At 65.3% G+C, this 13,897-nt stretch carries 3 protein-coding genes; 1 reads left to right on the top strand and 2 read right to left on the bottom strand.

The genetic code is table 11. The features are described 5' to 3' along the window. Window positions 1-138: 138 nt before the first annotated feature. Window positions 139-6,189: a translocation/assembly module TamB domain-containing protein gene (locus tag OHD62_RS24290; protein ID WP_263787952.1), complete on the bottom strand. Its 6,051-nt coding sequence runs from the start codon at window positions 6,187-6,189 to the stop codon at window positions 139-141. 2 nt (window positions 6,190-6,191) lie between these two features. Further along, window positions 6,192-8,120: an autotransporter assembly complex protein TamA gene (locus OHD62_RS24285; protein WP_263787950.1), complete on the bottom strand. Its 1,929-nt coding sequence runs from the start codon at window positions 8,118-8,120 to the stop codon at window positions 6,192-6,194. Between the two features lie 272 nt (window positions 8,121-8,392). Here OHD62_RS24285 and OHD62_RS24280 point away from each other — a divergent pair, with 272 nt between their 5' ends. Next, on the top strand, window positions 8,393-13,870 hold the full coding sequence (locus OHD62_RS24280; protein WP_263787948.1) for an alpha-2-macroglobulin family protein: 5,478 nt from the start codon (window positions 8,393-8,395) through the stop codon (window positions 13,868-13,870). Window positions 13,871-13,897: the final 27 nt, after the last annotated feature.

Raw genomic sequence — 13,897 nt, 5'->3', positions numbered from 1 at the left:
GACAGTCTTGGCGCAAAATTGCTACTGCCCGGCAGATTTCGTTCGAATCTCCGGCACCGATTAAATTGAGACATTCAAGAGCGATAGAACAGCGCCAGCCGAGCCTGGACATGATGCCAAATTCGACGCTGTCGGGCCTCAATATTCGCGTTCGTAGAAAATGCCGCCCTTGGCTTCGCCGGCATCGGTGGCCTCGCCACGCAATTTGACGCCGCGTCCGACATTGAGATCGATCGTCGCCTTGCCCGACCCCGGCTTGTCGCCTTTCTGGATCGTCACATAGGTGCGGTCGTTGAGATATTTGCCCGCCGATACCGCGGTGCCGCCCTTGTCGTCGGTCGTCACGTCGAGATCGTCGACGCCGATCGCGCTGCGCAGGTTTTCGAGCAGCGAGGTCGAGCCGCCGATGCCGGCCAGTTGCCCGGCGGCCTCGGCAAGCTGAGCGATCTGCAGCGGCGACAGGTTCGACATCGAGCGGCCGAAGATCAGTTGCGCCAGAACCTCGTCCTCCGGCAGCGCCGGCACCGAGGAGAAGGTGAATTTCGGATTGGTCGCCTCGCCCGAAACGACGATGGTGACGGTGGCGCTGGTCGTCGTGGTGGTCGCGGTGAGGTTGAGGTAGGGCACCAGCGAGCCCGAAAAGCCGACCGTGCCTTCGGTGAAGGTCAGCCGCTTGCCGAGGATCGTCAGCCGCCCACGCTGCAAGGTGAAGGTGCCGACCGCTTGCGGCGACGAGGCCGGACCGGTCAGCTTGAGCGACCCGCCAAGCTCGGCATCGACGCCCCTGCCCTGGATGAAGATCTGGTTCGGCGCATTGACCGTGACGTCGAGGTTGAGGCCGCTGCCGCCACTGCTGCCGCTCGCGGTCGCCGGACGCAGCGCCTTGTCCTGCGCGCGCACGGCGCCTGGTGCGTTCTTGTGCTTGACATCAAGCGCCGCCAGCGAGCCCGGCAGTTTTTCGGGAACGGTGATGACGGTCTTGGCCAGATTGATGGTGCCCGAGATTACCGGCGCCGAAGCAAGTGGCCCCTTGATCGTCAGGTCGCCGCCGAGATTGGCCGTGACCACTCGCCCGTCGGTGTAGCGGCCGTCGACGAGCTTGACCGACAAGTCGGCCGGAAAACCTCGTGCCGGATCGATACCGACCGTGCCGCTGGCCGACAGGCTGCCGCGCGTCGACAGTGTGCCCGTCAGGCGGTTGATCCTGGCGACGCCGCCGCCGATCGCGACATCGGCAGTGATGTCGTTGACGGCAAGGCCGGAGCGCGCGTCGATCAGACGGGCACCCGATGTGCTGACCGTGCCTGATATCACCGGTGACGTCGCCGGTCCGCGCACCTGCACATTGACATTGGCCGTGCCGCTCAACGACAGGCCTTGCGCGGCAAGTGTCCGGGTCAGGAAGGCGAACGGCACCTTGCCGGAAAAGTCGAGTGCCAGCGTGGGCGTGCCTGCGGTCGTCACCGTGCCGCCGCCCTTGAGGCCCAGGCCGGCGCCGTCGCTTATGTTGGCGTCGAAGGTCAGCCTGTTGCTGGCGAAACTGCCGGAGCACGACACGCTCATGCCGCCGAAGCCCGCGCCACGGGTCTGCGACGTCTGGACACCTGCGGCATCCATCTTGAAGGCCACCGCCGGATTGGCCGGCGCGCCTGTCACCTTGACCGTGCCCGAGATCGAGCCGGCGGCATCGAGACCCGGCGAAAAACTGTTGGCGAGCGAGACCGGCACCTGCGCCAGCGTCGCATTGAGATCGAGCGCCTGCCCGGCCTTGCCTGAAACCGTCGCCGTGCCGCCGCCGAGGTTGAGGACGAGCCTGTCCAGGCTGGTCGTGCCGTTGGCGATGGTGATGGTCGAAGCCTGAGCGATCGCCGCCTTGATGCCCTGAACCGTCGCCTGACCGGAATTGAGCTCGACCGTCGTCGTGCCATTGGCGACCCTGACGCGGCCGGCGGCCTTGGCGGGAATGTCCTTGACGGTGGCCCCGCCGGAAAAGCCGGTCCAGTCGCCATCACGCTTGAGGTCGACATCGATGCCGCGGATAACGGTGCCGCCGGAGGTGACGCTGTCGGCACGCACCTTTCCGGAGATGACCGGAGCCGCCAGGTAGTTGGCGATCAGCGCGTCGACCGAAACAGCTTTCGCCTGGAGGTCGCCGCGCGAAATTGACGCCGTCGTCGCCTTGACGGTGACTTCAGGCGCCTTGCCGTTCCTGGCGAATCTGATCGTGCCGCGCACATCGCCTTCCGCCTTTTCCAGAGCAAGCGCGGCAAGCGGTCCGATGTCGGGCAGATCGAGCGCCACGGTGCCTTCAGGCACAAAGGCATCGTCGAGTGCAAGATCGCCGGAAATCCGGTTCTTGCCGAGCGACAGCAACAGCCCGTTGATGGCACGCTTGCCGTCGGACGTCGCCAGCACGGCACTGCCCTGCAGGGCCTGGCCGGCGACATTTCCCGTCAGTTGCACATTGGCCGCGGGATTGGCGGCATCGGCCTTGCCGGTGGCGGTGAGATGCAGCCCGGTGATCTCGCGTTCGGCCACCGAAAGCCGGTCGCTGTTCACCGTCAGTGACAGGTCGGGCGCGGTGCTTGGCCCTTGCGCGTTGAGCGCGAAAGCGATGGCGCCCCTGGCATCCCTGGACAGAAGCGAGATGTCGGCCAGCGCGCCCTTGATGTCGGCGACGAGTTTGTTGTCGGCAAGGCTGGCTTTTCCATCGGCGGTCAGCGCACCGGACACCAGCTTGATCGCGTCGGCGGTGACATTGCCATTGGCGTCACGCTTCAGCACGGCGCTGATTTCGGTACGCTCGGCGAGCACGCCACGCGCCGCCGCCGGCAGCGCCGCGGAAGCGGCATCCGCCTTGAGGTTGAGGTCGATGGCGCCGTCAGCCAGCGAGACCTTGCCGTTGAAGGCACTGTTCAGCGAGTCGCCGACCACCGATCCGCTGTCGATGACGATCGTGTCGGCGGCGAGGCTGCCGGCGACCTTGGCCGTGATCTTGCCGGCGATCAGCGGCGCGATGGTTGGATTGTCCAGGCCGATCTTGTTCGCCGTCACCGTGCCAGAAATCGGCCCGGTTCTGCTTTTCACGTCGAAGGCATCGGAGTGCAATGCCACGGTGAGCCCCTCGACCTTGGTAAAATTCGTCGCAACCGAAGTCAAAGCGGCGGAAATATCGAGCTTCGGCTGCGTGCCTTGCCCCGCCGCCTTGACCGACAGTGCCTGCAGCTCGAGCTTGATCGGACTCTCGGTGCTGCCCAGCGCCAGCGGCAGGCTCGGACCGGTCGAGGCAAGGTCGAGCGAGAAATCGCTGATGCCGTTCGGATTGATCGTACCGGCGGCCTTGCCGGAGATCTTCTCGCCGGCGAGCGTCGCCTGGTCGATGGCGACGCCACCGGCGGACGAGAAACTGCCCGCCGCATCGAGGTTGAGCGGGCCAAGCCCCGCCTGGCGGGTCTGGCTGGTCTCAGCGCCGCCAAGCTGCACATTGAAACGGATGTCTGGGTTGGCCGAGGGGCCTGTCACTTGCGCCGTGCCGCCCAACGTGCCGACCGCGTCGAGGCCAGGCGAGAAATCATTGGCAAGGGCTGCCGGCAGCGCGGAAAATTCGGCTGCGAGGTCGAGCGTCTGGCCGGCGGTGCCGGAGACAGTCACCGACCCGCCGCCGACATCGAGCGCCAGCTTCCCGATGCTGGCTGCGCCATTGGCGACGCTGAGAGTCGACGGCTGAGCGATCGCCGCCTTGATGCCGCGAATGGTCGCTTCACCCGAGGCGATCTCGACGCTGGTCGTGCCCTCCGCGATCTTCACACGCCCGGCGGCCGTGGCCGGAATGTCCGCAATGGTGGCGCCGCCCGTGAAATTGGTCCACTCGCCGTCGCGCTTCAGATCGACGCCGATGCCGCTTATCACGGTTGTTCCCGAGGTGATCGTATCGGCCTTGATCGTGCCTGATATGGCCGGACCCTTGAGATAGTTGGCGACCAGCGCATTGACGGCGATGGTCTTCGCCGCCAGGTCGCCGCGCGAAATCGAGGCGCTCGTCATGTCGATCGCGACCGTCGGCGCGCCACCATCATCGGAGAAGCGGATGCTGCCCTGTACGTCGCCCGCCGCGGTTTGCCCGCCAAGCGCGGCCAGCGGGCCGATATCGGGCGCATCGAGGGTCAGCGTGCCGAGCGGCAGCAAGCTGTCGTCGAGCGCAAGGTCGCCGGAGACCTTGTTGTCGCCGAGCGCCAGGCTCAGCCCGTTGATGGACCGCTTGCCATCACTCGTGACCAACGACGCCTTGAGGTCGAGCGGCTGGTCGTCGACCGATCCGGTCAGTGAGACATCGGCCGCCGGGCTGGCAATATCGGCCTTGCCCTTCGCACTCAACTTGACGGTCTTCACCGTGCGGCCGGACGCCGTCAGGCTGTCACTGTCGGCCGACACCGAGAAATCCGGCGCCGTGCGCGCGCCGCTCGCCGTCAGCGCGAAATTGACGGCCCCGGCAACCGGTACCCCGACCATGGGCGACAGCACCGAGACATCGCCGAGCGTGCCCTTGACGTCGGCCTGGATGTCGGTGCCTGTCGCATTGGCGGTGCCGCTGGCGCTGAGCGCACCGGAAGTGAATTGCAGTGAATTGGCGGCGAACGAGCCTTGCGGATCGCGGGTTGCGGTGGCGGAGAATGTCACGCGTTCGCCGAGAACCGGGCGGATCTGCGGCGGCAGTGCCGTCGAGACGGCATCGGCATTCATCTTGAGCGTCATCGCCAGGTCGGCCAGCGTCACCTTGGCGGTGAGCGAAGCGTTGAGCGCGTCGCTGCGCAACGTGCCCTGATCGACGGAAATCTCTTCCTTGCTGACCGAACCGGCGAGATCGGCGGTGACCTTGCCGGTCACCAGCGGCGCCAGCGTCGCGACATTTGTGTTGAGGCCGCCGGCCGCAAGCTTGATGATGACCGGCCCGCTGCGCTCCTGGATGTCGAAACCGTCGGAATGGATCTCGGCGGTGAGATTGTCCAGCCGCGTGCCGCCCGCCACCACCGAAACCAGAGACGCGCCGATATCGACGATCGGCGCCTTGCCGCCGCCGAACGCGCGGGCCGTGGCACCTTTGATCGCGACGGTTATCGGCTGCGCCGTGCTGCCGAGGCTGAGCACGATGGGCGGCCCCTTGGCGGCGAGTTCCACCGCAAGGTCACTGGCGCCGTTCGGATCGACGATGCCGGCGGCGGTGCCATGCACGGCATCGCTGTCAACGTTGGCGCGCTCGACATCGACGCCGCCTGCGACCATGGCGGTCCCGGCAAGATCGAAACTGGTCTTGCCGTCAAACAGGGGTTTCAGATTTTCCGGCACAAAGCGCGCGAAGTCGCCGTCGCCCTTGGCCTCGACATGGCTGCCCTTGTCGGTGAGCTGATGCCGGCCGGTGAGTTGGGTGACGATCTGGCCGTTGACGACGAAGGTGCCGATGCCGCTCCAGTTGGCGATCGGCCCCGTACCCGAAACGACGATGTCGACGGGCGGCGCATCCGGCAGGTTGAGCAGATTGGCGATAATGCCGCCAGCCGGCTCGGATGCCTTCAGATCGAGGTCGAGCTTGTTGTCGGCGGGCGCGAAATTGATTTTTGCATCGACCGTGCCTTGCTTGCCGTCATGGCGGGTGATGTTGAGGTTCGTTTCGACCGCCAGTGGCGCTGCATCGGCCTTGAGCGCGCCCTTGGCCGCGAGTTCGGCTATGCCGCTGCCGGCCAGTGCCTGCCCGAGCGCGATCTCGGGAAGCTCGATCTGCTTGATGTCGACGGAAACCGGCAGCGCGGTCGCACCACCCTGGCTCGGCTGCGTGCTGGCCACCGGCAATCGCGCCAATTCGATGCGCCCGGCGGCGATGCGGTCGGCGCTGAAATTTTTCGACAAAAGCGCTAGCGGCGACCAATCGACGGCCAGTTTGCGGGCCACCAGCCAGGCGCCTTCGCGGTCTTCGAGCACGACATGGTCGACGGTCAGCGCCCCGGACCAGATGCCGTCGATGCCGCTGACCGTGACCTTGCGATCATCGGTCGAGGCCATGGTCGAGATCATACCGGCGAGATTCGCACGGCCGCGCTCGGTTTTGGTGAGTACAATCAGCGCACCCACGACCGCCGCTACCACGATGAGCAGCGTGTAAAGGACAATGCGAAGGATGCGCTTGAACATCTTCATCGTCAGAATGCCTGGCCGATGCCGGCATAGATGCCGAAATGGGGGTCGCCGCGATCACGGTTGAGCGGCACGGCGGCGTCGACGCGCAATGGACCGAATGGCGTGATGTAGCGCAGGCCGACGCCGGCGCCGACCTTCATGTCGGAAAAGTCAGGAAATTCCCTGGTCGAGACGGTGCCGGCATCGACGAATGGCACGACGCCGATCGTGTCGGTGACGGCGATGCGCATCTCGACCGAGGTCTCGAAGAGGGAAAGCCCGCCGATCGGCTGTCCGTCGATATCCTTCGGACCGATGCCCTGATAGGCGTAGCCGCGCACCGAACCACCGCCGCCGGAATAGAAGCGCCGGTCGGCCGGAACATCCTGAAGGGTCGCGCCGACGATCGAGCCGATGGCGACGCGTTCGGCAAGCACGAATTTCGAGGCCGTATCGAGCGACTGGTAGGCCGACCCCTCGCCCTTCAGCTTGAGGAAGGCGGCACCGTTCAGAATGTCGTAGCTCGGCTCGGCATAGGCCAACACCCGGAATCCCCTGGTCGGATTGAGCCGATTGTCCCTGTTGTCATAGACATATTGCAGCGGAATGCTGGCGATCAGGTATTTGTGCTTGCCGAAAGCGTCATGGATCTTCGAATAGTCGAGCGCCACTTCCGCCGACACCCTCTGCTTCTTGTCGATGTCGTAGGACAGCCCAGTGCTGCCCTTGACCGAGAAATGATCATAGGCATCGGGATGCTCCAACACGGTCTTGACGCTGGCGAAGAATTTCGACGCCGGCCCGACCACGCCCGGTTTCTCGAACATGATGCCGGCATTGTAGTTGAGCTCGGTCAGGCTGTTGCTGCCGATGCCGCTGATGGCGCCATCGATGCGCAGCTTCTCGGCCCGGCCGAACAGGTTGCGGTGACCCCAATAGCCTTCCAGACCGAGTCCCTCGGTGTTGGAGAGCGTGCCGCCTACACCGAAATAGCGAGGCTTGCGCTCGCTGACCTGAACACCGATCGGGATGTTGCCGTCGCCATCGAGGCTGTCGGCTTCCTTCAGCGTCACGCTGTTGAACACTTCCAGCCCGAGCAGCCGGTCGCGCGCGTCGTCGATTTCATCGGGCGAATATTGGCGGCCGCGCTTCAGGCCGGTCATGTATTCGGTGAAGTCGCGGTCGACCTTCTCGGTGCCTTCGACCGTGGTGTCGCCATAGCCGGCGACCGGCCCGGCCGCCACGGTGAGCGTCACATCGAGTGTTGAGGTGTCGTGGTCGGCGACGATCTCCTGGCCTGTCACCTTGGCCAGCGGCCTGCCCTCCGCCTTCAGCGCCCGCACGATCGACGCCTCGGCCTTGAGCACGGCGCCGGACCCGGCGTCGCCACCGGCGATCAGGCCGAAATCGGCGCTCGCCAGCCCCGCCGCATCGCCCTCCAGCCTGATATTGCCAAGCGTAAATTTCGGCCCGGTCGCGATATTGATCACCACTGGGATCGGCTGCGGACCCGTAAATTCGGCGTCGGGTGGCAGTTCATCAAGCGACTTGCCCTCAATGGTAATGGTAACGACGCCCTCGTAGCGGGCGTCAGCGTAAAGTGCGGCGACAAGTTGTTCGCGATCGCTGCGCGCCTTGGCCAACAGCCCGAGCGAACCGGAAACCGGACGTTCTTCGTCGTTTTTCAGGGTCGAGGCGTTTTCGAGCTTCTTGAGGAGATCCTTGTCGGCGTCGGGTGCATCGATCGTGACGGCATAGCGCAGCGGGTCGACAATATCGGCGTCCTCGTCACTGGAAGAACCCCACAATTTGATGCCGAATATCTCGAAAGCCGCGGCATTTCTGCCTTCGGCAGCCAGTGCGGCCGAGCATATCAGGGCGAAAAGCAGGGTACGCGAAAGCCCGCGCAGTGACGCTCCTCCTCCCGACATCCACCTTTTACGCACCAACATTATAACTCTAACCTAACTCGCAAAACTAAAATTGGAATGAAGTTCTGAATTGCTCGTAAAGGGGCCACAATCCAATTGTCTGAAATAGGCAGGGCTTGGAATTCACACCTTCTGCGTCGCCGCAAGAATGCGTGATCCCTTGTCCTATGGAGGTACTACCGGTCATCGGCCGGAAAGGAAACCGTTGGCAGGCGGACCCTGCCGCGTCCTCGTGTTGACAAGCTTCATCGAAGCCTGAACATGCCGGACGTAAGCACTGTCTGGAGGGAATTATGGCAATGCGCGCGGCTCGTGGTCTGTCTATCCTTGTCCTTCTCTTTTTTGCCTGGGGCAGCGTCGCGCAAGCGGCCGAAGCGCGCCGAATCGCAACGACCGACAATTCCGATTATTTCGGTTTCGACCTCCGGTCCGACCAGAATGTCAGCCTCGACCAGTGCAAGACCACATGTCTCGGCGACCCCGCCTGCCGCGCCTTCACCTACAATCTCAAGGCCAAATGGTGCTTCCTCAAATCCGACTATAACCAGCTGAAGCCGTTCAATGGCGCTGTCGCCGGCAAGGTCGTCAACGTCGATGGCGACCCCGATATCGGCGCTCCGCCGGAACTGGCCTTCTTCCCCGCCTGGATGGCCGACCAGGCCCAGCAGTACCGCAACAGGCTCACCGGCCCGGCCTACACCAAGCCGACCGAAGGGCTGACGGCGCTGCGGGCGGCGGCCGAACAGGCGCAGCTTACCGGCGACCATCGCTCGGCCATGCAGAAATACGAGGCGGCGGTTTCGGTATTGCCCGACGACGGCCGTCTCTGGCTGGAGCTGGCACGCGAAACGCTTGCCGTACAGCCGGTCGCCAGCTCGGAGCCGTCGACCTTGCCGGCAAATGCCACCTCGGCCGGCTTCAACGCCTACAAGCTGTTGCGCACCACGAAGACACGCGCCGATGCGCTGGCATTGCTCGGCGACGGGCTCGATCGTCGTGACCTCTACCGGCCGGCGCTGCAGTCCTACGAAGCGAGCCTCGCGCTGGTCAGCTCGCCAGGGGTCAGGGCCGCCTATCAGGATCTCAAGGCCCGCAAGGGCTTCCGCGTCATCGACCATACCGTCGATGCCGACACCAGCGCGCCGCGCATCTGCGCGCAGTTTTCCGAGGATCTGGTCAAGACCGGCGTCGACTATGCGCAGTTCGTCACCGTTGACAACGCCGCCCCCAGGGGTGTCGAGGCCAAGGACAAGCAGATCTGCGTCGAAGGGCTCGAGCACGGCCAGCACTACGAGGTGACCTTCCGCGCCGGCCTGCCGGCCGCCATCGGCGAGACGATCGCAGCACCTGTGGTGCTGTCGATCTATGTCCAGGACCGCGCCCCGTCCGCCCGCTTCACCGGCGACAGCTTCGTGCTGCCGGCCGGCGCGCGCCGCGGCATTCCGGTCGTCACCGTCAACATGAACGTCGCCAAGATGAAGCTCTACCGCGTCGGTGACCGTTCGCTGGCCCAGCTTCTGTCCGGCTATCAGTTCCTGCGCCAGCTCGACGGCTACGACATCTCCAACATTTCCGACCAGATGGGCTCGCCGGTCTGGGAAGGCCAGTTGGAAATCGCCAACGACCTCAACATGGAAGTCACCACCTCCTTCCCGGTCGACGAGGCTCTGCCGCAGCGCAAGCCCGGCGTCTATGTGCTGACCGCGCAGGCGGTGGACGACAAAGGCGACGACTATGATTCGCGGGCCACGCAATGGTTCGTGGTCTCGGACATCGGCCTGTCGACCTATACCGGTCAGGACGGGCTCAACGTCTTTGCCCGTTCGCTCGGAAGCGCCAACCCGATCGCCGGCGCCGAACTGACCCTGCTGGCCCGGAACAACGAAATCCTCGGCACCGCGACCACGGACGCGGAAGGCCGTGCCGTCTTCAACCCCGGTCTGACGCGCGGCGACGGCGGCATGGTGCCGGCCGTGCTGATGGCCAAGCAGGGCGACAACGACTTCGTCTTCCTCGACATGGGCCGCGCCGGCTTCGACCTGTCCGACCGCGGTGTCACCGGGCGCGCGGCACCTGGCGCGCTCGACGTCTATGCCTGGACCGAACGCGGCATCTACCGCGCCGGCGAGGACGTCCATGTTGCAGCCCTTGCCCGCGACGGCGCTGCCAAGGCGGTCGAGAACCTGCCGCTGACCTTCATCTTCTCGCGCCCCGACGGCGTCGAGGACCGCCGCATCGTCAGCGACGGCGCATCCGCCGGCGGCCATGCCGTCGACCTGCCGCTCGAACCCAACGCCATGCGCGGCACCTGGACGGTGGCGATCCACACCGACCCCAAGCAGCCGGCGGTCGCCAGCCAGATGTTCCTGGTCGAGGACTTCGTGCCGGATCGCATCGAATTCGACCTCACCTCCGACAAGCAGGAAATCGCGCAGGGCGAAACCGCCAACGTCACCGTCGACGGCCGCTTCCTCTATGGGGCGCCGGCCGCGGGGCTGGCGCTCGAAGGCGAGCTGACGCTGTCGACCGCTCGCGACTGGGACCGCTTCAAGGGTTACTCCTTCGGCCTCGCCGACGAGCAGTCGGCCGAACCCTCGGTCACCCCGTTCACCGGGCTGCCGGTGGTCGGCGAGGACGGCAAGGCGACCTTCCCGGTTTCCGTCGACCAGTTGCCCTCAACCACCAAGCTCGTCGACGCCAAGGTCACGGTCAGGATGCGTGAGACAGGCGGCCGCGCCATCGAGCGCTCGCTTAATATCGGCATCCGTCCGCAAGGCCACATGATTGGCATCCGTCCGGATTTCGATGGCGACGAGGTGCCGCAAGGGGGCACGGCGAAATTCAGCCTGATCGCCGTCGATCCCGACGGCAAGCGCGAGGCGCTGAAGGGCGCGCAATGGTCGCTGGTCAAGGTCGAACGCAATTATCAGTGGTACCGCTCGAACAATTCCTGGAACTACGAGCCGGTCACCTTCACCAAGTCGGTGGCCAACGGCCAGGTCGACCTGAGCGCCGACGGCGAGGCCACCGTCTCGATGCCCGTCGACTGGGGCCGCTACCGTCTGGAGATCGAGACATCGGATCCGGAAGGCCCGGCGACCAGCTACGAATTCGATGCCGGCTGGTATGTCTCTTCCACCACCACCGAAACACCTGACGGCCTCGAGATCGCGCTCGACAAGGACAACTACGCGGCAGGCGAAGTTGCCAGGCTCAAGGTCTCACCGCATTTCGCCGGCGAGCTGCTCGTCACCATCGGCGCCGACAAGCTTTTGAAGACCGTCACCGCCAGCGTGCCGGCCGGCGGCAGTACCGTCGACATCCCGGTCGGCGACGACTGGGGCGCCGGCGCATATGTGACGGCAACCCTGTTCAGGCCGGGCGATGCGCAGGAGACGCGCATGCCGGCGCGCGCCATCGGCGTCAAATGGCTGAAGGTCGATCCGGGCTCGAAGCAGCTCGCCGTCACTTTGACGCCGCCGGACAAGACCATGCCACGCCAGCAGCTGTCGATCCCGGTCTCCGTGACCGGCGTCCAGCCGGGCACCAACGCCTATGTTATGGTCGCCGCCGTCGATGTCGGCATCTTGAACCTCACCAACTACAAGGTGCCGGATCCGGAGAACTGGTTCTTCGGCCAGCGCATGCTGGGGCTTGAAGTGCGCGACCTCTATGGCCGCCTGATCGACGGCTCGCTAGGTACCACCGGCAAGCTGCGTACCGGTGGCGACGGCGCCAACATGCAGGCGCAAGGCAGTCCGCCGACTGAAAAGCTGGTCGCCTTCTTCTCCGGCCCGGTCGAGCTCGACGCCGACGGCAAGGCGAGGATCGACTTCGACATCCCGCAGTTCAACGGCACCGTGCGCGTCATGGCCGTCGCCTGGACCAAGGATGGGGTCGGCCACGCCCAGTCGGACGTCATCGTGCGTGATCCCGTGGTGATCACCGCCGGCCTGCCGCGCTTCCTGGCCCCCGGCGATTCGGCCGTGATGCGGCTCGACGTCGCCGACACGGACGGTCCGGAAGGCGACTATGCGCTGACCATCGACACAACAGGCGATCTGTCGACCGGCAGCGCGCCCCTGCCCGAGAAGCTGACGCTCGCCAAGGGCAAGCGGCAGACGCTGACGGTGCCGCTCATCGCCCAGACGGCGGGCAACGCCTCGATCACGGTCAAGCTCGCCCATGCCGACGGCACCAAGGTCGAGCAGACGCTCTATGTTCCCGTGCGCCCGGCGCAATTGCCGGTGACCACCCGCCTGGTCGTCGACCTCAAGGGCAATGGCGGATCGCTGCGCGTCGACAAGGAGCTCCTGGTGGCAAGCCTGCTCGACGGCGCTTCCGTCAGCGTCGGCGTTTCGCAGGCGGCTGCCTTTGACGTGCCGTCGCTCCTGATGACGCTCGACCGCTACCCCTATGGCTGCGCCGAGCAGACGACCAGCCGCGCCATGCCGCTTCTCTATGTCAACGAGATGGCGTCGGGCATCGGCATGGCCAGCGACCCGGATCTGCACGGCCGCATCCAGGACGCCATCTACAAGGTGTTGAGCTACCAGGCCTCGGCCGGCAGCTTCGGCCTGTGGGGGCCGGGCTCCGGCGATTTGTGGCTCGACGCCTATGTCACCGACTTCCTGACCAGGGCGCGCGAGCAGAAATACGATGTTCCAACCCTGGCGATGAGCCAGGCGCTGAGCAATCTGCAGAACTCGGTCGGCTACGACCAGGACGTCCAGGACCGCGGCAGCGAGATTGCCTATGCGCTCTATGTCCTGGCCCGCAACAAGAAGGCCTCGATCGGCGATCTGCGCTACTATGCCGACACCCAGCTCGAAGCCTTCACCAGCCCGATGGCCGTCGCCCAGTTGGCGGCGAGCCTGGCGCTCTATGGCGACACGCAGCGTTCGGAGGCGACATTCCAGACGGCGCTGCAACTCGCCAAGTCGGCCACGGAGTACGATTACTACAGGTCGGACTACGGCTCGCCGCTGCGTGACGGCGCGGCGATGCTGGCGCTTGCCGCCGAATCGAAACCGGTACCGGCGATCGTGCCGGAGCTGATCAAGCTGGTGACCAGGGAGCGCGCCGAAGCCCGCTGGACGAGCACACAGGACGAATCCTGGATGCTGCTGGCGGCGCGGGCGCTGAAGACCGGCAATGATGCCATCGCGCTGACCATCAACGGCGCGCCGCACAACGGCGCCTATTCGGATCAGTTCGCCGGCAGCGACTTGGCCGACAGCCCGCTGACCGTCGCCAACACCGGCAGCAACCCGCTGCAGGCGGTCGTCACCACCGTGGCCTCACCGATCCAGCCGCTGCCGGCCAGCGGCAACGGCTTCACCATCGGGCGCACCTACTACAAGCTCGACGGCACCGAGGCCAATGTCACCGAGGTCAAGCAGAACGAACGCTACGTCGTCGTGCTCAAGATCTACGAGCAGAACACCTGGCCCTCGCGACTCTTGATCACCGACCTGTTGCCGGCCGGCTTCGAGATCGACAATCCGGGCCTGGTCTCCAGCGCCCAGCTGACGAATTTCTCCTGGCTGGCGCAGACCGATGCAGCGCATCTCGAATTCCGCGACGACCGTTTCGTCGCGGCCTTCAACCCGAACGATGGCGACGGCGACCGCAACATCACGCTCGCCTATGTCGTGCGCGCAGTGACGCCGGGCACCTACGCCCACCCTGCGGCAACGGTGGAAGACATGTACCGGCCGCAATATTCGGCCCGTACCGCCACCGGCATGATGGAGGTCAAGGTGCCGTAGCGATGTGTGGATCGGTCGTCATGGCGA

Origin of the sequence: Mesorhizobium sp. YC-39 (assembly GCF_025753795.1) — a bacterium.
In the GTDB taxonomy this organism is placed as follows: domain Bacteria; phylum Pseudomonadota; class Alphaproteobacteria; order Rhizobiales; family Rhizobiaceae; genus Mesorhizobium.
The sequence above is the reverse complement of the archived record's forward strand: the minus strand, read 5'-3'. Positions and strand labels throughout refer to the sequence as shown.

Coding starts and splice junctions, on each gene's coding strand:
- OHD62_RS24290 (WP_263787952.1), bottom strand. CDS start 6,189: ATGAAGATGTTCAAGCGCATCCTTCGCATTGTCCTTTACACGCTGCTC.
- OHD62_RS24285 (WP_263787950.1), bottom strand. CDS start 8,120: ATGTTGGTGCGTAAAAGGTGGATGTCGGGAGGAGGAGCGTCACTGCGC.
- OHD62_RS24280 (WP_263787948.1), top strand. CDS start 8,393: ATGGCAATGCGCGCGGCTCGTGGTCTGTCTATCCTTGTCCTTCTCTTT.